Raw genomic sequence first — 18,957 nt, 5'->3', positions numbered from 1 at the left:
CTTGGTCAGAAAGTGGCTTGAAGGTTGAAGTGCAGGCGCGATTCCTGTTTCGAGGTGTTCGGCCCTTCGAGTAGCGGGTAGCCCCAGTCGAGGCTGCCGGACAGCCATTTGCTCAGGCTGGCGCGGGTGCCGAGGCCGACGCTGGCCAAGGCGTAATTGGCGTCTTGATCTGGCAGTTCGTCGCGCAGATACAGTTGCGCGCCTTCGGCGAAGGCGTAGAAGCGCCAGTCCTGCATCCATGTGCCGGCGTACTTGGCCAGCGACGGCGTGCGCACTTCCTGGCTGAGCAGCACGCCGTCATCGCCGGTGCGTTCGGCGGCCAGATAGCCGCGTATGGAGGTGGCGCCACCGGCGGAAAATTGTTCGTTGGAAACCAATGGCCCCGACGCCAGTTGGAACGCGGCTTTGCTTGCGCTCTGCCAGTCGCTGTCGAAGGTCCAGGTGTAATTCGTATCGCCCTTGACCACGGCGAAGCTCGGCTTGGCGCGGTAGCGTTTGTAGTCGAAATCTTCGTCGGAGCTGCCGTAACCGAAGATGCTGCGGGTGGCGGCGACCAGGCTCAGACCGAGGCCGAGCTGGCTCTTTTCGCTGTAGCGATAACCGTTGTAGGCGAAGGTGAACGGCGCGTATTGCAGCGGGACTTTGTCGCTCTCGCCGGACAGGGTCAGGCGTTCGTCGAAGTCCTTGAAGTCGATGCCGGCCGACAGTGAGTTCGACCAATTGCCGCTGGAGGGCAGCGTGTAAATCGCCGAGACGCCATAGGAGTGGCCCTTGCCGAGCACGTTACTGCCGCCGATGGTGGCGACGTTGCTGTCGGACTGGTAACCGGAGAACTGCACGCTCCAGCGATCGGTCAGCGGCGCGCTGTAGGAGCCCGACCAGACCTTGGCGTTGTCGGTTTCCTGCGGCGCGGTAAAGAACGTCAGGTTGACGCTGTGGCCGAGCTGCCAAAGGTTGTTGTAGCCGAGGCTGGTGACGGTGCGCAGCTTTTCGGTGTCGGCGCTGTAGTCGTTGTTGAGGCCGACGCTGGCGGTCCATGGGTTCTGGTCTTCGACCTGCAAATCAACGTCCATGGTGCCGGGGCGCTGACCTTCGCGCACCAGCGGCATGACTTGCCGACCCGGGGTTTTGTTGAGTTGCGCCAGTTCGCCCTGAACCTTGGCAAAGTCCGGCACCTCACCCTCTTTCAGCGCCGGCACGTCGTTGCGAATGTCCAGCGGTGAATAGTGTTTGGCGCCGACCACACGCACGCGGCCGACCTTGGTTTCGCTGACTTGCAGATAGACGATGCCGTCGGCGACGGCTTGTTCCGGCAGCTCGACGAACACCGACTGATAGCCGCGTTCCTGATAGGCCTTCTGCAAGGCATCGCGCGCACCTTCGATATCCGTGAGGGCTTTTTGCGGGCCAAGAAACGGATACACCGCTTCTTCAATCGCCCGCGCATCGAGCACGGTGTTGCCGCGCACGAAGTATTCGTTGACATCGACCAGGCGCTGCGCCGCTGCGTTATCGGCAGCCTCTTCGGCCAATGCCGGCTGCGCGCCCGCCGTCACCAGCAGCCAGCCCCACAGCGCCAGCCGTGACTTGAAAATCGGTTCCACACTACCCCCTGAATTCGCGATGACCTGTTGGCGTTTCGAACGCCGCGTGTATGGCGTCAATTGCTGGCCGTCGAGGCGCAGGCGTGTTTGCCCAGCCACGTGTGCAAAAGCGCGAAGTTCAGCGAGAACTCGGGCATTTGCAGCAAGGCACCGCAGAACACTTCGCCGATGATTTTTTGAATGAGCAGCACCGCCCGTGGCTCGTTGAGCAACGTGGTGATGTCGCGACTGAGGGCGTTGAAGCTCCAGACTTTCTGGTTCAGGCCAAGACCTGCGAACCAGCGGAACAACAGGTTGTAATTGAGCTGTTCATACAGTTGCTGCTCGCTGGGCACCGAATACAGCAGTTGCAGGAGCAAAATATGCATGACCGTTTGCGCAGGAATCAGCATGCCGGGCTGGGCATTGAGGTCGTGCATGAGATCACGATGGGCGTCGAGCAGGTCGTCGATCTGCGGGCGCAACAGAACCAGCGAATGCCCCGGCGGAATGTAGCTCGACACCTCTTTCAAGGCGCCCTGCCAGTCATCCTGCGAGACGATCCAGACCCACGGCGCGCCGTAGCGATACACCGAAACCGGCTTCTTGCGCGCGGCTTCGACGATCTTCGACAGGCGTTGATCGAGTTCCTGCATGCCCACTTTCGAGTAGCGTTCCATAGTCCCCATTGCCTCACTCCCGGCGTCCCGCCTCGGCTTGTGAAAAGCGCCCCGTTGGGCCCCTCAAGCGCGTTACATAGGCATGACCGGACTGGCGATGTGCTACCGAACTTTTGTCATAAAAGCTTCATTACCGAATTTGGCAATGAGGTGGGACAGACACCGATAACCCTGTGGGAGCTGGCTTGCCAGCGATAGCGTCATGTCAGCAACCCTTTACTTCGCTGACAGACCGCTATCGCTGGCAAGCCAGCTCCCACAGGGTTTTGCGGTGTTTGGGTGATTTTGGGTCAGGTGTAGACCGGCCAGGTGTCGATGATTTTGCCGCCGCGCACGGCCAGTAGATCGCCGAACTGCAGGAGGACGGCTTCGGTCTGGGTCGGGCGTAGGAAGACTTGATCTTCTATGGTCAGGCCAACGGCGTTGGAGCCGTTGACCATTTCCTGATTGGAGCTGCGCCCGTAAACGCTGTTGCTCTGTAAACCCTGGGGCGATTCGAATTCGGCCATCCAGTTGCCGCCATAAATGAAGTAAGTCTGCCGCTGATTCGGATCCCACCACGAAAACAGCTTCGACTTGTCATCCAGTGCCGGGATGTTTACCGCGCCGGTGCTTTTCAACACCGGGGTGGCGATGTAAACCGCCGGCTCGTGCTCCACCAGCGACGGCAAATCATAGTGGGTCGGTTTGAGCATCGCCGTGCCCACCGAAACCTCGGTGCTGAGTTTCTCGTTTTCATGCATGCGATAGCTCGGGCTGCCGGCGGTGTTCAGGCACAAGTCGTCATGCCACAAGGTCGGGAACTGCTGTCGGGTGAAATCCACGCAACGTTGATAAATCACCATGACCTTGGCAAACAGCTCCTCAGGCGAACCAAGAATCCCTGGCACGCCCATGCCCACGAACGGGTCGTAACCCATGAACCCGGCAAACTCCAGATGCTGCGGGTTGGCACTGATCAGCGTGAGCATTTGCCCCAGCATCGTCAGTTCACTGACCCCGCCACGATGCAGGCCGACATCCAGTTCGATGTTGATGCGCATCCGCGTGCCCAGCCCCTGCGCCAGCGCAAGGTATTGCTGCAAGCGCTCCGGGCCGTCGAGCAGCCATTGCAACTGCTTCGACGGATCAAACGGCCCTGTGTGGCTTTGATAAAACAGCGCTGCCGAACGTACCGGTAACGGCTTGCCGAGCAAAATATCCGCCTGCGGGAACACCTGCGCATCGTGATTGAGAAACGGCTGGTGGAACGACATCAGTTTTTGCGTGCCGGCGCGCTGGGCGATGTAACTGAGCAACCCCGGTGACGGCAGCGACTTCTCTACCAGACGCAATTGTTTGCCGCCGCGCCTGACCGACTGCATCACTACATCGACGTTGTGATCGAGGCGATCCAGATCGATCACCAGCACCGGACGCATCGGGCCTTTGTCCTTCAATTCTTTGTTCAGCGCGCGGAAGTATTCGCTGTACGGCCCACCGCGATCGCCTGGCCGCAACCATGCGCCGACGCCCACCAGCAAAGCGCCAACACCCAACGTGCCGAGCAGGAAATTGCGTCGATTGACCGCCATCAGTTCACCCCCAATATCGACGACAAATGCGCGTTGAGAAAGCGTCCGCTCGGGTCGAGGGCCTGGCGCACGTCGACAAATTCGCGCCAGCGCGGGTACAACGATTGCAGGTTTTTCGCGTTGAGCGTGTGCAACTTGCCCCAGTGCGGGCGGCCGTTGTACTTCCAGAAAATCGGCTCAACCGCCGCGAAGAAATTGTGATGATCCATCTGGTAATGCTGGTGCACCGAGATCGAACAGCTGTCGCGCCCTTCAAACATGCTCAGCGGAATGTCGTCGGCCTTGACGTAGCGATACTCGATGGGAAACCAGGTGCGCAGGTCCTTGTCCTGAATCAGCTTGAGAATCTCGCGCAGACAGGCCGGGCCGTGCTCGGCCGGCACCGAATATTCCATCTCGTTGAAACGCACGGTGCGCACGTTGGCGTAGATGTCGAACGAGTCGCCGACGCGATCATCGAAACTGGCCAGATGGCGCAAACTGTTGAGCAGCGTGCGGCGCAGGTCGGGGAAGTCGCTGCCGTATTTGTCGATTTTCTCGATCAGGGTGACGAACTCGTTGCCGCCCTCTTCTTCCGGCGGGATCGGCGGCGTGGCCGGGTCGTCGGTTTCGTTGAGGGCGATGGACAAGGCGTAGTCGGAATGGGTGACGACGAGCATTTCCCAGTGCTGGTTTTCCCTGGTGTTCCTGTCGAGGTCTTCGAGCAGTTCTTCGGTCTTGGCGATCCACTGGCGTTCGCGCAGGCGATAGGCCGGGCGGTTTTGCAGGCGGATTTTCGTCGCCACACCGAGGGCGCCGAGGGAAACCCGTGCGGCGTTGAACACTTCTGGATGGCGCTGAGCATCGCAGTCGAGCACTTCACCACTGGCCGTCACCAGTTGCAGGCCGCAGACGTGGGCCGAGTAGGACTGGAAGTTTTTCCCGGTGCCGTGGGTCGAGGTCGAGATCGCGCCAGCCAGGGTCTGGTAGTCGATATCGGCCATGTTCTGCAGGGCCTGACCGATGTCCTTCAGCGGTAGGCCCATGCGTGACATCGGTGTGCCGGCGGCGAATTCGGCTTGCAGGGTTTTCGCGTCGTGATGAAGCAAACCGTTGAAATAGCTCAGCGACAACAGCGTGCCATCGGTGGGCACCAACGCGCTGAAGGAATGCGCCGAGCCGACCGGGCGGATCTTGCCTTGGGCCTGCTGGATGGCGCTGACCAGTTCATCGAGATTCTTCGGTGCCAGCCGCGCTGCTGGCAGGCAACTCTGCGCGCCCGACCAGTTGCGCCACGGAATCAGCCGGGGGGCGCGCATCAATTGGCCCAATGCCGGATGGCTCGCCAACGCACTGAACGCGCCGACGATACTTGCCCGTTGCAACAACTGACGCCGTGTCAGATCCATCGTCATGCCGGGCACCTTATTGAGGGAGGGGCTGGTCGGCCATGAAGCCGATCAATTGCAGGAACTGTTCTTCCGAGCACTCGACGCACTGGCCCATCGGCGGCATGCCGTTGTAGCCATTGATGGCGTGGTCGAGCAGCGTGTCGGTGCCCTGCTGGATGCGCGGTTCCCAGGCCTTGCGGTCGCCGGTCAGCGGCGCGTTGGCGGCCAGGTTGGCGTGGCAGAGTTGGCAGCTGTTGGCGTAGATCTGCGCCAGTGCCGGGTCTTTGGGCATGGCGCGGTGATCGATGGTGGCCGGCGGTTTGGGGTCTTCGCCGCAGCCGGGCAGCGTGAGGGATAACGCCATCAGTAGAGTGAGTCGAATTGCCCGCATAACGGCCTCGCTTATTGTTGTCAGCACACCTTAAGGCAGCCGGGTCAGCGGGTTGAGGGCATTGCGGGACAGTGAGGGGGGCAAACGGGGCCAGCCAGGATTCGCCGTGGTAATCGGCTGTAAACACAAAACCCCTGTGGGAGCTAGCCCTGCTAGCGATGACGGCGTCACATTCAACATCAGTGTGACTGAAAGACCGATATCGCTAGCAGGGCTAGCTCCCACAGGGTTTGCAGTGTTGCCAGCCCCCTCTGCTCTGCGCCTTTGCGTGACATTCGGGTGACATTTGCGGGTTTAAATTGCGGCGCATTCAGGCGTATAACCTGTACAGACTTTTTGATCTGCATGCGGACATCAACACGGGGTAGCGACATGACCACAGCAAACATCCTTGGCAATCTGTTCCCTTCTGTCAGCGACATCCCGGAAAAATACCGCCTCGACGGTCAAGTCGAGCAACGTGAATACCTCGTCGATGGCCAGTTGCGGCGTTGGGACGGCCCGCTCGCCACCGTGCGCAGCCCGGTTTATCTGCACGGTGAAAACGGCGACGAACAAGTCATCCTCGGCAGCACGCCGCTGCTCGACGCCGACACCGCCCTTACCGCCCTAGACGCCGCCGTGCGTGCCTACGACCGTGGCCAGGGCCTGTGGCCGACCATGCGCGTAGCCGAACGCATTCAACACGTCGAAGCCTTCCTCGGGCGCATGCGCCAACAGCGCGATGCCGTGGTGAAGTTGCTGATGTGGGAAATCGGCAAGAACCTCAAGGACTCGGAAAAAGAGTTCGACCGTACCTGCGACTACATCGTCGATACCATCAATGCGCTCAAGGAACTCGACCGCCGCTCCAGCCGTTTCGAGCTGGAACAAGACACCCTCGGCCAGATCCGCCGCGTGCCGCTCGGCGTCGCCTTGTGCATGGGCCCTTATAACTATCCGCTGAACGAAACCTTCACCACGCTGATCCCGGCGCTGATCATGGGCAACACCGTGGTTTTCAAACCGGCCAAGCTCGGCGTGCTGCTGATTCGTCCGTTGCTGGAGGCGTTCCGCGACAGCTTCCCGACCGGCGTGATCAACGTCATCTACGGCAGCGGCCGCGAAACCGTCAGCGCGCTGATGGCCAGCGGCAAGATCGACATCTTCGCCTTTATCGGCACCAACAAAGCCGCCAGCGACCTGAAGAAGCTCCACCCGAAACCGCACCGCTTGCGCGCGGCGTTGGGTCTGGACGCAAAAAACCCCGGCATCGTGTTGCCGGAAGTCGATCTGGACAATGCCGTCAGCGAGGCCGTGACCGGTTCGCTGTCGTTCAACGGTCAGCGCTGCACCGCGCTGAAAATCCTCTTCGTCCATGAAGATGTCGTGGACAGCTTCATCGAGAAATTCAACGCCAAACTGGCCACGCTGAAACCGGGCATGCCGTGGGACAGCGGTGTGTCGCTGACGCCGCTGCCGGAATCTGGCAAGGTCGATTATCTGCACGGACTGGTCGCGGATGCGCGCAGCAAAGGCGCCGAAGTGGTCAACCCGAACGGTGGCGAATCCCGCGAGTCGTTCTTCTATCCGGCGGTGCTGTACCCGGTCAATCCGCAGATGCGCGTGTATCAGGAAGAACAGTTCGGGCCGGTGGTGCCGATCGTGCCGTACCGTCATCTCGATACGGTGATCGATTACGTGCTCGAATCTGATTTCGGTCAGCAGTTGAGCATCTTCGGCACCAACCCGGTAGCGGTCGGGCGACTGGTCGATACCTTTGCCAACCAGGTCGGACGCATCAACCTCAACGCCCAATGCCAGCGCGGCCCGGACACCTACCCGTTCAACGGGCGCAAAAACTCCGCCGAAGGCACGCTGTCGGTACACGATGCGCTGCGGGTGTTTTCGATCCGCACACTGGTGGCAACCAAGTTCCAGGACAGCAACAAGGACCTGATCAGCGAGATCATTCGCGGGCGTGATTCGAGCTTCCTGACCACCGACTATATTTTCTGACCGATTGGCAATAACCGAAGAGGACGTCATCAGCTTCGAGTCTAAAACCGTGAAGCCCCCGGCCATTCAGTGTCTACACTGATCCCAGCGCTGCGCTGGATGCCGGGGGTGGATCATGCTTGATTACTTCGCGTTGGGTTTGTTGGTGTTTGTAGGGCTTGTGCTGTTTTACGGGATCATCGTGTTGCATGACATTCCGTACGAGATTGCCGTTCACCGTAAACACCCGCACCAGGATGCGATCCATGCGACTGGCTGGGTCAGTTTGTTCACCTTGCATGCGCTTTGGCCGTTTCTGTGGATCTGGGCGATGGCCTATCGCGAAGATCGCGGCTGGGGTTTCGGTGACGGCAAACCCGTGCAAAACCATGTTCTGCGTCTGGAGCAACAGGTCATTGAGCTGCAAGGTCGCATCGAGCGACTGGAAGCGCAGGCTATATCTGCACCTGACAAGCAGGAGCACTGAGCATGGATCTGCTCCTCATCCTCACGTATGCCGCGTTCTGCGTCGCCCTGTTCAAAATCTTCCGTATTCCCTTGAATAAATGGACCGTGCCCACGGCAGTTCTGGGCGGGGTGCTGATCATCGGCGCGTTGATTTTCACGATGAACTACAACCACCCGTATTCCGAAGTCGCGCGCTCCTATTTCGTTTCCGTACCGGTGATACCGATTGTCAGCGGCCAGGTGATCGAGGTGCCGGTACACGGCAACGAGCCACTGGAGAAAGGCGATGTGTTGTTTCGCATCGACCCCACGCCGTTTGAAAACCGGCTGAAATCGCTCAAGGCACAACTGGTCGCCGCCAAGGGCGATCGCTATCGCATCACCGAACTGATCCGACGCAATTTCGGCACCCAGCGCGAACTGGATGCCGCCATTGCCCGCACCGACGACCTTCAGGCACAACTGGACAACGCGCAGTTCGAACTGGACAACACCACCGTACGCGCACCGAGCAAAGGCTTCGTCACCCATGTGTCCTTGCGACCCGGAATGATGGCGAGCAAGTTGCCGCTGCGTCCGTCGATGGTGTTCATTCCCGAGGAAGGCCAGTATTTTGCGGCGTGGATGCGTCAGAACAGCCTGTTGCGCCTGACCGTGGGTGATGAAGCGGAAGTGGCCTTCGATGGTATTCCCGGCAAAGTTTTCGAGGGCCGGGTAAAGAGCGTCATCGGCGTGATCGCCGAAGGTCAGGTGCAGCCTTCCGGCACGCTGATCAGCTATACCGGTTCGCCGCCGGCCGGACGGGTGCCGGTGATCATTGAAATCACCGATCCCGATTTCGCTCAGTACAGCAAATTGATGCCGGGCGGCGCCTACGGGCAGGCAGCGCTGTACAGCCACCATTTCCACCACATCGGCGCGATGCGCAAAATCCTCCTGCGTATGGCAGCATGGATGAATTACATTTTTCCTTTCCATTGATCTGAACCTGAGAGGCCCGCACTGAGTACTCACAGCACCCATCGTCTTCCGCCCCTGCTGCGCCGTGTCTTGCGCCCGCTGCTTGATCCTTATCGACGTTATCGCCACGCCCGACTGATCCATGCGGTGCGTGTAGCACTGGGTTTGCTGGCGACGATCCTGCTGACCACCGGCATCAATCTGCCGCATGGCGAGTGGGCCTCGGTGACCATGCTGGTGGTGATTGGCGGTTTGCAGCACCACGGCAACATCGGCAAGAAAGCCGCCGAACGCGCCACCGGCACCCTGATCGGTGCCGGTGTCGGGCTTTTGTTGGTGGCGCAGCAGGCGTGGCTCGGCATGCCCTGGCTGACTTACTTTGCGATGGCGGTGGTCTGCGGATTCTTTTCCTATCACGCCATCGGCAAGGGTGGGTACACCGCCCTGCTCTCGGCGATCACCGTGTTCATCGTCGCCGGGCATGGCGACAACCCGATCACCGATGGATTGTGGCGCGGCGTCGACATCCTGATCGGCATCGCCCTGGCCTTGGCCTTCTCTTTCGCTTTGCCGCTGTATGCGGTGTATTCGTGGCGCTACAACCTCGCCGACGCCTTGCGCGACTGCGCCACCGTTTATGGTCGGATCATCAGCGGGCAACCGGTGGGCGCCGATGATCATTTGAAATTGATGGGGCGCCTCGGCGCGGTGATGGTGCAACTGCGCTCGCTGATGCCGTCGGTGTCCAAGGAAGTGAAGATTTCCATGACCGAACTGGATGCGATCCAGCGTAATTTGCGCATGTGCATCAGCACGCTGGAGATCCTCGGCAACACGCGACCGGATGCCAATGACCCAGAGGCCATGGCCCATTTGCAATCCGCGCTGAAAGCCGAGCACCGGCAGATTCGCGTGCAGTTGATCGGCATGGCCCGCGCCTTGAAAACCGGTGCAGTGCAGCGCCTCGACCGGCCTCTGGAACTGCCGGACGCAAGCCTTGATTCGCCTGTTTACAGCGCACTGGACGGCTATCGTTTGTTGACCCGACAACTGGCGACGAATATTACCGAGATGCGCCAGCGTCTGGCGAAAACCGCGCCTCGCTGGAAGATATGAACGGGTTGCCATAATTCCCATGTAACAAAGCCGACATGATCATTACAATGCGTCTTCGCAATGGACGTGACATGGATGCTTAGATGCAGTTCAGGAAGAATATCAACGCGTTACGCGCACTCGCCGTGCTCTCGGTGGTGCTGTTTCATTTCAGAATCCCGGGATTTTCGGGCGGATTTATCGGTGTCGATGTGTTTTTCGTCATCTCAGGCTTCCTGATGACCGGCATCATCTTCACCGGCCTGCACCAGCAGCGGTTTTCCCTGCTTGGCTTCTATGCGTCGCGGGCTCGACGCATCATCCCGGCATTGGCCATTTTGTGCGTGGCATTGTTGATCTTTGGTTACGTCTATCTGCCGCTGGATGACTTTCGAGAATCGATTCGCACGATCAAAAGCAGTCTGCTATTCAGCTCGAATTTCCTGTTTGCCAAAGACGGTAACTACTTCGATGCACCTCTGCACGAAAACTGGTTACTGCACACCTGGTCACTGTCGGTGGAGTGGCAGTTCTACCTGCTCTACCCCGTGCTAATGATGGGGCTGTACAGGTTTCTCGGTATTCGCAGAAGCAAAATCGCTTTGCTCGCGTTTGCGCTGATCTCTCTCGCCGCATCGGTTTTGCTTAGTGAAACCAACCCGGTCTTTGCGTTTTACATGCTCCCTACCCGAGCCTGGGAGATGATAGCCGGCGGCCTGGTGTTTCTGTTTCCGCTGACGCTGAGCCGTCGCAACAGCATGCTCTTTGAAGGTCTGGGGCTTCTGGCCATTCTGATCAGCGTGGTGATTTTCTCGCAGGAAGACCTCTGGCCCGGTTACCTGGCGTTGGTTCCCGTGATTGGCACCATGTTGGTGATCTACGGCAACAGCCAATCGATCTTCAGCCGCAGCCATACCTTGCAGTTCATCGGCAGCATTTCCTATTCGGTTTACCTGTGGCACTGGCCGCTAGTGGTGCTCTTATACCTCTGCGGTTTGCTTGGCAGTTGGCCGTATGTGGTGGCCGGCATCCTGCTGTCGTTTGCGCTGGGAGCGCTTTCGTACTATCGGGTAGAAGCGAAGGTCGCGCGAATGACAAGCGCGCCAAGAACCCTGTTCAAATTTGCATCGCTGGTCATCGGTGTTATCGCTTTGTCGGCCGCTACCGCTTCCCTGGTCAAGAAATACCCGGATGCGCGATTGGCATTTGTCGACTTGGGACAGCCCGAATACACAAGCAAACTGTACTCGCAAGAGTGCTACCCGAATAACTATGCGGCCGCTGACTGCAAGTTGGGCACGGGCGAAGTTTCGGTCATTCTCTTTGGTGACAGTCATGCCCAATCGACTGCGGCGGCCGTTCAGATGAGCAATCCCAACGCCGCATTGTCCTGGTCGCTCGGTGGCTGCCCGAGCTTGCAGAACTTTGAGATGCGCGACAAGGATCTTCAGGACAAGTGCCTGGCCTTCAACGACGAAAAACTCCAAGTGCTGAAGACCCAATACTCCGGCGTCCCCGTAGTGCTGTTCAGCCGCGCGGCGCTGTATGCAGATCCGGGACGCAACAACAGCTACCGCATTCACTTTGCCGACAACCCGCGAGTCGGCGATGCAGCATTTATCGATGCCTACATTGCCGAATACAGCACAACCGTTTGTTCGATTGCGCAAAACCATCCGGTCTATATTGTCCGGCCGATCCCGGAAATGCCGTTCAGCGTCTACAAAGGCCTGAATCTGAATCAGCGCCTGTTCCAGCAGACCGCCGACATTTCGACTCCGCTGGTTGATTATGAGAAACGCAACAGGCTCGCCAACTTCACCATCGAAGCGGCTGCCAAGCGTTGCAACGCTACGGTGATCGATCCGACGCCGTATCTTTGCCCTGACGGCAAATGCATGGGCTCCCGGAACGGCGTGCCGCTGTACTTTGATGACAATCATCTGGTCGATGCCGGCAACCAGCAATTGAAGGACCTGTTCAAGACGGTGCCCAAGGACATTTAGGGCCGCGCGACAGCGCCGGCCCGAGGTTTGTAACCCCAGCCCTGTTGCATCCCGGCAGCCGCCAGCAAAATCGCCGCCACGCCCACCCACTGCAGGGTTTCCAGACGATGGCCGAAGGCGAACCAGTCGACGAAAATCGCTGCAATCGGGTAGATGAACGACAGTGCACCGGTCAACGCGGTCGGCAGTTTCTGGATCGCGCCGTACAGCAGCACGTACATCAAACCGGTGTGGACGATGCCCAGGGTGAGCAGACTGGCCCAGGCACTTGGTGCTTGCGGCAATGCACTGAAGTGCGCGAACGGCGCCAGCAACAGGATGCCGGTGCACACCTGAATCAACGCGATCAGGTGCGGTGGTGTGCCGGTCAGGCGTTTGATGATCAACGCCGCGATCGCATACAGAAACGCCGCGCCCAAGGCCAAGGCAATGCCCAGCAGATAATCGTTGCCGCTCTCGCCCTGGGTGCCGTGGGCACTGACAATGGCCAACATGCCCAGGAAGGAAATCGCCAGCCAGAACAGCTTCTGCAAGGTGATTTTTTCGCCAAGAAACAACGCTGCCAATCCCACCAGCATGAACGGCTGCACGTTGTACACCGCGGTGCCGATGGCAATCGACGCCCGCGAATACGAGGCAAACAGCAACACCCAGTTGCCGACAATCGCCATCCCGCTGAGCACCGCGAGCAGAAACGTCGTGCGGGTCAGAATGCCCGGACGCAGAAATCCGAATGCCGCACAAATCAGAAATAAGGTGCCGGCCCCGAACACGCAGCGCCAGAACACCACGTCCAGCACCGGTTGCCCGGAGACCAGCACAAACCAGCCGATTGTGCCGGATATCAGCATGGCGGCGGTCATTTCAAACGAGCCGTGGCGCAGTGTCTTGTCCATCATTGATCTCCTGTCTTTGTGACAAAAGTATGCCGATCTGTCGCAGGGGCCTTCCAGCGCTAAAAGCAGGCTAAACTCGGCTTCTGCCTTTTTTATCGAGGGTGATTTTCATGAATCACCTAATGCTGGAGATTTCTCATGACCGACGACATTGACCAGATCCTCATCGGCGCATTGATGGAGGATTCGCGGCGCTCGCTCAAGGCGCTGGCACAGATCAGCGGCTTGTCATCGCCGAGTGTGGCTGAGCGTTTGCGCCGTTTGGAGGAACGCGGAGTGCTCAAGGGCTACACCGTGGAGATCGATCCGAAATTCTTTGGCTATCAGTTGCAGGCCATCGTCCGGGTTCGCCCGCTGCCGGGGCAACTGCAGGAAGTCGAGCGGCAGATCCTGGCGATTCCCGAGTTCACCGAATGCGACAAGGTCACTGGCGAGGACTGTTTTATCGCCCGCTTGCATGTGCGCTCGATGGAACAGTTGGACACCCTGCTCGACCGCCTCAATACCCTGGCGGAGACCAATACCGCGATCGTCAAGAAGACCCCGGTCAAACGCCGTTTGCCACCCATGGCCTGAGTGCTTTTCTCGCAAGTTCGGCGTAGATTGAGGTTTTTCCGGCGAAGGATTGGCGGTAATGAGAATTCAGGTGATGGTGCTCGCGGCGATGATGCTCGGCGGTTGCGGGACGGTACAGACCGTGGTGCGCAATGATCAGGTCGCGGTGGACAGCCTCAAGGAGCAGAAGAGTTACTGCGGGGCGGTGCCAAGAATCTACAGCGGCCTCGCCTACGACTTTTGCAGTCTGCATGCCCCTCTGGCCAAAGGCGTGGATGCCGACGATTACAAAAACGCCGCGATACCGGTGGTGTTGATCGACGCCGTAGTATCCGGGGCGCTCGATACGCTGTTGCTGCCCTACACCGTCTACAAACAACACACGGAAGGCAGCATCGTGATCAATTGAAAAAAGCCTGCGCACGCTGAAACGTGCGCAGGCTTTTTGCTTTTTACTCCAGCAGTTGCTGCAGGCTCGGGTCACGCATGACTTTCTGCATTGGCTGCGGCGTGGCGTTGTTGGTGGACTTGAGCATTTTCAGCTTCATGTCCGACGCTTTGCTGCACGCGTTCTTGCCGTCGGCGTAGATCCCGCTCATGTCGCACTTCCAGTCAAAGTAATTCACCAGACCGCCCGACAATTGCAGGCTGTAGTCGGTGCTTTGCGCGCCCGGAGTAAAGGCATGGCCGGCCGGAATGTTCTGGAACCACTTCATCCACTCCGGTGTACCCGGTTGCGGGGCATTGGCCTGGAACGTCGGGTTCATGATCGCCACTTGCGGCGTTTCGGCGGTGGCATGGCAGCTCAGACAGGAGCTGTTGGGGTTGTCCACCGGACCATTGAGGCGACCGTTCCAGCCCAAGTGCGTCGGCGGCAGTTCTTTGGTGTTGGCGTTGATCGCGGTTTGGTTCAGGCCGGTGTTGATCTTGGTCACCGTCGGCTGCGGATTGGTGCGGTCATTGCCGGTGTTTTGCGGATCATTGCCCCACATGATCCCCACCGGGACGAGGTTGTCCCAACCAGGCTTGCCGGTTTTCGCGCCGTTGTACTGAAAGGTGCCGAAGATCCAGCCAGTGTCGCTCATGCGCTTATCGCGCACAGCGATGTCCATCTGGATCAAGGCGACATCCTTGACCTTGCGATTGGCCGACGTGAAGGTTTCGGTGATGTAGCCCTTCCACAACACCGGGTTGACCAGGAACGGCACGGTGCTGCGATCGATATCGGCGAACAGTGCTTTGCAGACCACCGTGCCGTCGGGGAAGCTGTTCGGTGCCGAGGTGAATTGAGGATCGGGGTTGTTCGGGTCTTTCCAGACCTCTCCGATGGTGTAGGCACCGATGTCGTTATAGATGCCCACGGCGTAGGTCTGGCCGGTGGCGGTCTGCGTGGCGGCAAGTTGCTGGACCTGGATCTGCGCTTCTTTGGTCAAGCCGTGAATCCCTTCACGTCCCAGTGGGCCGTAATGCTGCCACGGCATGTGATACCACTGGCGCAGCTTGTTTTTCTGCACATTCCAATCGACCTCGACGTTGCCCTCAAGGCAATAGGTCTTGACCTCCTCCATGTATGCGCGCCAGGTTTCAAAGTCGTTGCTCGGCTTGGTTGGCAGTTTCTTGAAAAACGCCGGTAGCGGTACTTGCGGCGCTTTGACCGGGTAATCCTGGCTCAACTGAAACAGTGGGCCGGAGTATTGACTGGAAGGCGGTTCATAGCCGAAGTCCGGATAGACGCCGGCGAAGGTCGACGCGCTGAACAGCGCAGTGGTGACGGCCAGTACAGCCAGTTTTCCTTGGGGCTGGTTCATCGATGATCTCCTTGATTGGGACAACGCCTGCTGATGCAGGACCTCCATTATTTTTCTGGTATCAGAGTCCCGGTCGTTCGCCGGGATATGCTCACGGTGGCACGGGTTTGGCGTGGATCACCTCCTGGTTTTCACTGGACGAACGGATGCGGTCGCCCCCGACCTAAAGGTCAGGCGATCTAAAGCAAGGGAAGTGAATGCGAGGGACGAGGGATTACACGAGAGGTACTGCTTACCGACTCCTGTCGATCAGGCTACTGCTCTTCCTTGATGTTTAGGTGTAGGTGATTTCCAAAAAGACGCCACTATTTACAGATCATTTTGTCGGCAAAAGGCCACTACGCTTTTCGCCAGACAACAAAAAACCCGCCGTAGCGGGTTTTTTGTTGAAACGCGGGACTATCAGTCGTCGCGGCTCATGATGCCGAAGATCTGCAACAAGCTGATGAACAGGTTGTAGATCGATACATACAGGCTGATGGTCGCCATGATGTAGTTACGCTCGCCGCCGTGGATGATGGCGCTGGTCTGGAACAGGATGCACACCGACGAGAACAGCACGAAACCTGCGCTGATCGCCAGTTGCAGGCCGCTGATCTGGAAGAAGAAGCTCGCCAGCGTTGCACCCAGCAGGACGAAGAAACCGGCGGTGATGAAACCACCGAGGAAGCTCATGTCCTTGCGAGTGATCAGCACGTAAGCCGACAGACCACCAAACACCAGTGCGGTCATGGCGAATGCCGAGCTGACCACTTCAGCGCCGCCCTGCATGCCCAGGTAACGGTTGAGGATCGGGCCGAGCAGGAAACCCATGAAACCGGTCAGCGCGAACGCGGACACCAGGCCCCACGCGGAGTCACGGAGTTTGTTGGTGAGGAAGAACAGCCCGTAGAAGCCGATCAGCACGACGAAGATGTTCGGATAGCCGACGCGCATCTGCTGAGCCACGAAAGCCATCACGCCGCTGAATGCGAGGGTCAGAGCCAGTAGGCCGTAAGTGTTGCGCAGGACGCGGCTAACCTCTAGCTGCTCAGCCTGCACGCTGTTATTAACTGCGTAATCCTGTTCGCGCATGGCGACACTCCTGTTGGTTTGAAACGTTCAGTCGCAAAGATCATAACAGACGCTCTGTAACAAGCCATGCAGAGAGTTTGACAGTGTGTTTCATTCAGGTATTATGGCGCCCGCAACGCAACGGAGGTGTGGCCGAGTGGTTTAAGGCAACGGTCTTGAAAACCGTCGACTGTAACAGGTCCATGAGTTCGAATCCCATCGCCTCCGCCATATTTTGTACCGACAAAGCCCTGATTATTCAGGGCTTTGTCGTTTCTGGCATTCAGAAATTTTGCTCCTCTTTTTGTGGATCGTTTCCGCATCTTTTCAGCAATTTCCGCAACCCTGCTTTTCAGACACCCTCCTCCGGTCAATTTCAATTGCCAGATTCAATGCCACAGACGCGTTTACTTGAGCAGCATGCTCCTCAAAAAGCTGTACCACCGGATCTGAATTTTCGTAACTACCGCATCCTACCGGTGACGCACCGGACGCCACTCTCTACACTGCGTGCTGCGCCTGAATTCTTCGTTTGGGACATCGGGAGCGTCCAAGTATGTCTGTTCAAAGCCGCAACAATGTAAGCGTAGTGGGTGACGGCGCTACCACGCTGATCTTCTGCCACGGCTTTGGCTGCGATCAAACCATGTGGTCGTACCTCATTGACCACTTCACGAGCCGATTCAAAGTGGTTCTTTATGACCTGGTAGGGGCCGGACAATCTGAACTGAGTGAGTACGATGCCAACAAGTACAACTCACTGGATGGCTACGCTCAGGATCTGGTTGAAATCATCGACGAATTTACTACAGGCCCGGTCATTCTGGTCGGTCACTCAGTCAGCGCGATGATTGGCGCTTTGGCCGATCGTAGCCAACACGATCGTATTGTTGCGCATGTGATGATTGGCCCTTCGCCCTGCTATGTCGATTCAGGTCAGTATGTTGGGGGATTCAAGCTCGATGACATCAAATCACTGTTGCATACCCTAGACAGCAACTATCTCGGCTGGTCTAGCACGATGGCCCCGGTCATCATGGGCGCGCCTGGCCAACCTGCGTTGGGCGAGTCGCTAACCAACAGCTTCTGCCGTACTGACCCGGAAATCGCGAAGCAGTTTGCCCGGGTGACTTTCATGTCTGACAACCGCGCGGATATAAGTGGTTTGACGACGCCGACACTCATTCTGCAATCCACTGACGACATCATCGCTCCCGTTGCTGTCGGTGAATACCTGCATCAAGTGCTTCCTAATAGCACACTGTGTCTGGTTGCGAATGTTGGTCACTGTCCGCACATGAGTGCACCGAGCGCCTGCTCGGAAGCGATGGACAGCTTCCTGTTACCTTGGACGGAAGGCGGCAATGGCAGTTGATAGACCTGTTCTACCCGGGTTCCAGTCACTTTTTGACGGCGCGCCCTGCGGATTGATCATCACCCAGGAAGATGGCTCCATCCTGCGCGCGAATCAAACCTTCAGCGCTTGGATAGGCCGTGAATCAAACGAATTGGATGGTTTGCGCTTTCAAGACTTGCTGACGATGGGTGGACGCATCTTTCATCAAACTCACTGGTCGCCGTTGATGCGTATGCAGGGTTCAGTGGCCGAGGTAAAGCTCGACCTGATCCACCGCGACAAAACCATTGTTTCAATGCTGCTCAATGGTGTGCGTCGAGAGCACGGGGCGGGCGTTTTCTATGAGTTGGCGTTGTTCTGTACCGCGGACAGGGACAAATACGAACGCGAACTGCTGAAAGCTCGAAAATTGGCGGAAGAACTTTTGGCGGAAAAGTTGGCAGCTGACGCAGCTTTGTCCCAAGCGCAGGAAAAGCTGAATGATGCTTATGAAAAATCACAGCGCAGGGCATTGTTCGCGGAGCAAATGGTCGCAATTGTTAGTCACGACCTTAAAAATCCTCTTACAGCCATAAAAATGGCCACGGAAATTCTCAATCGTAGATTACCTGCCGGCAAAGACGCGCTGATGCTAAGTCATATCAGTAGTTCTGCGGATAGAGCACATCGAATGATCGCGGACTTGTTGGACTTCGCACTGGCAAGAGTGGGGCGAGGAATATCAATTTGCGCCTCGACAATCGAACTGCACTCCGTAACGGCCCAAAGCATCGCCGAACTGCGGGTGGCCTTTCCCGAAGCAACGCTGATCCATCAAACGGTTGGAACCGGATCTCTGAAACTTGACGCAGATCGCATTCAGCAAATCATCGGTAATCTGATCGCTAACAGCGTGGCTTACGGCGATCTGCAACGAGCGATCACCGTTACATCTCACATCAACAGCGATCAAGCGAGCCTATCGATTCACAACTTCGGGCCTGCAATTTCCGAGTCTGCGCTCCCGGGACTTTTTGAACCGATGACCCGCGCAACAGAAAAAGACAGTGACCTGCGCAGCGTGGGGCTCGGCTTGTTCATTGTCAGAGAAATCGTCACGGCCCATGGAGGTGATGTCGCAGTGCATTCCACACTGGAAAGCGGCACCACGTTCACTGCTACATTTCCGTTAATTCAACCATGAA

The 18,957-nt window shown here is 58.0% G+C and carries 18 protein-coding genes and 1 tRNA gene; 11 read left to right on the top strand and 8 right to left on the bottom strand.

Features of this window, described 5'->3' with window-relative positions:
* Positions 1-5: 5 nt before the first annotated feature.
* From AC3Y64_RS12555 to AC3Y64_RS12535, 5 genes are all read right to left on the bottom strand, one after another.
* Positions 6-1,604: a ShlB/FhaC/HecB family hemolysin secretion/activation protein gene (locus tag AC3Y64_RS12555; RefSeq protein WP_489987698.1), complete on the bottom strand. Its 1,599-nt coding sequence runs from the start codon at positions 1,602-1,604 to the stop codon at positions 6-8.
* 56 nt (positions 1,605-1,660) lie between these two features.
* On the bottom strand, positions 1,661-2,263 hold the full coding sequence (locus AC3Y64_RS12550; RefSeq protein ID WP_158957436.1) for a transposase: 603 nt from the start codon (positions 2,261-2,263) through the stop codon (positions 1,661-1,663).
* A gap of 290 nt (positions 2,264-2,553) precedes the next feature.
* Positions 2,554-3,762 carry a DSD1 family PLP-dependent enzyme gene (locus AC3Y64_RS12545; RefSeq protein ID WP_489987955.1) on the bottom strand — a complete coding sequence of 403 codons (1,209 nt, stop codon included), beginning with the start codon at positions 3,760-3,762 and terminating at the stop codon, positions 2,554-2,556.
* A gap of 74 nt (positions 3,763-3,836) precedes the next feature.
* Entirely contained in the window at positions 3,837-5,165 is a 1,329-nt protein-coding gene (locus AC3Y64_RS12540; protein WP_489987954.1) for a D-arabinono-1,4-lactone oxidase, read from the bottom strand.
* A gap of 76 nt (positions 5,166-5,241) precedes the next feature.
* Positions 5,242-5,598, bottom strand: coding sequence for a c-type cytochrome (locus tag AC3Y64_RS12535; protein ID WP_489987697.1), 357 nt, complete (start codon positions 5,596-5,598; stop codon positions 5,242-5,244).
* 372 nt (positions 5,599-5,970) lie between these two features.
* On the opposite strand from AC3Y64_RS12535, the gene AC3Y64_RS12530 reads away from it, so the two are divergent.
* The 5 genes from AC3Y64_RS12530 (at position 5,971) to AC3Y64_RS12510 (ending at position 12,104) form a co-directional block, all read left to right on the top strand.
* Entirely contained in the window at positions 5,971-7,596 is a 1,626-nt protein-coding gene (locus AC3Y64_RS12530) for an NADP-dependent glyceraldehyde-3-phosphate dehydrogenase (RefSeq protein ID WP_489987696.1), read from the top strand.
* A gap of 115 nt (positions 7,597-7,711) precedes the next feature.
* The gene (locus AC3Y64_RS12525; protein WP_489987695.1) at positions 7,712-8,062 is read left to right on the top strand and encodes a DUF3302 domain-containing protein; all 351 of its coding nucleotides are present in this window, start codon (positions 7,712-7,714) and stop codon (positions 8,060-8,062) included.
* A 2-nt stretch (positions 8,063-8,064) separates the two neighbouring features.
* Complete coding sequence (locus AC3Y64_RS12520; RefSeq protein WP_489987694.1) at positions 8,065-9,024, top strand: HlyD family secretion protein; 960 nt, start codon at positions 8,065-8,067, stop codon at positions 9,022-9,024.
* 54 nt (positions 9,025-9,078) lie between these two features.
* The gene (locus AC3Y64_RS12515) at positions 9,079-10,119 is read left to right on the top strand and encodes an FUSC family protein (protein ID WP_489987953.1); all 1,041 of its coding nucleotides are present in this window, start codon (positions 9,079-9,081) and stop codon (positions 10,117-10,119) included.
* A gap of 83 nt (positions 10,120-10,202) precedes the next feature.
* Entirely contained in the window at positions 10,203-12,104 is a 1,902-nt protein-coding gene (locus tag AC3Y64_RS12510) for an acyltransferase family protein (protein WP_489987693.1), read from the top strand.
* Here AC3Y64_RS12510 and AC3Y64_RS12505 read toward each other — a convergent pair.
* Positions 12,101-13,000: a DMT family transporter gene (locus AC3Y64_RS12505; protein ID WP_489987692.1), complete on the bottom strand. Its 900-nt coding sequence runs from the start codon at positions 12,998-13,000 to the stop codon at positions 12,101-12,103. The two genes, AC3Y64_RS12510 and AC3Y64_RS12505, sit on opposite strands and share 4 nt — an antisense overlap.
* Positions 13,001-13,138: 138 nt before the next feature.
* Here AC3Y64_RS12505 and AC3Y64_RS12500 point away from each other — a divergent pair, with 138 nt between their 5' ends.
* Positions 13,139-13,576 (top strand): Lrp/AsnC family transcriptional regulator, encoded by a 438-nt coding sequence (locus AC3Y64_RS12500; RefSeq protein ID WP_311880879.1) that lies wholly within the window; start codon positions 13,139-13,141, stop codon positions 13,574-13,576.
* A 58-nt stretch (positions 13,577-13,634) separates the two neighbouring features.
* Positions 13,635-13,964: a YceK/YidQ family lipoprotein gene (locus AC3Y64_RS12495; protein ID WP_489987691.1), complete on the top strand. Its 330-nt coding sequence runs from the start codon at positions 13,635-13,637 to the stop codon at positions 13,962-13,964.
* 43 nt (positions 13,965-14,007) lie between these two features.
* Here the strand turns inward: AC3Y64_RS12495 and AC3Y64_RS12490 are convergent, their stop codons facing one another.
* Both AC3Y64_RS12490 and AC3Y64_RS12485 read right to left on the bottom strand, forming a co-directional pair.
* Entirely contained in the window at positions 14,008-15,363 is a 1,356-nt protein-coding gene (locus tag AC3Y64_RS12490) for a hypothetical protein (protein WP_489987690.1), read from the bottom strand.
* 402 nt (positions 15,364-15,765) lie between these two features.
* A complete protein-coding gene (locus AC3Y64_RS12485; protein ID WP_008081508.1) occupies positions 15,766-16,437 on the bottom strand; it encodes a Bax inhibitor-1/YccA family protein in 672 nt (223 codons plus the stop codon).
* 122 nt (positions 16,438-16,559) lie between these two features.
* Between AC3Y64_RS12485 and AC3Y64_RS12480 the strand changes: the two genes are divergently transcribed.
* The 4 genes from AC3Y64_RS12480 (at position 16,560) to AC3Y64_RS12465 (ending at position 18,956) form a co-directional block, all read left to right on the top strand.
* Positions 16,560-16,647, top strand: a tRNA-Ser gene (locus AC3Y64_RS12480).
* On the top strand, positions 16,620-17,000 hold the full coding sequence (locus tag AC3Y64_RS12475; protein WP_489987689.1) for a hypothetical protein: 381 nt from the start codon (positions 16,620-16,622) through the stop codon (positions 16,998-17,000). Before AC3Y64_RS12480 ends, AC3Y64_RS12475 begins: the two co-directional genes overlap by 28 nt.
* Complete coding sequence (locus AC3Y64_RS12470) at positions 16,973-17,791, top strand: alpha/beta fold hydrolase (protein WP_489987688.1); 819 nt, start codon at positions 16,973-16,975, stop codon at positions 17,789-17,791. Before AC3Y64_RS12475 ends, AC3Y64_RS12470 begins: the two co-directional genes overlap by 28 nt.
* On the top strand, positions 17,781-18,956 hold the full coding sequence (locus AC3Y64_RS12465; protein ID WP_489987687.1) for a PAS domain-containing sensor histidine kinase: 1,176 nt from the start codon (positions 17,781-17,783) through the stop codon (positions 18,954-18,956). Before AC3Y64_RS12470 ends, AC3Y64_RS12465 begins: the two co-directional genes overlap by 11 nt.
* Position 18,957 lies beyond the last annotated feature (1 nt).

The organism is Pseudomonas sp. 4CAES_32.4 (assembly GCF_058136335.1).
The sequence above is the reverse complement of the archived record's forward strand: the minus strand, read 5'-3'. Positions and strand labels throughout refer to the sequence as shown.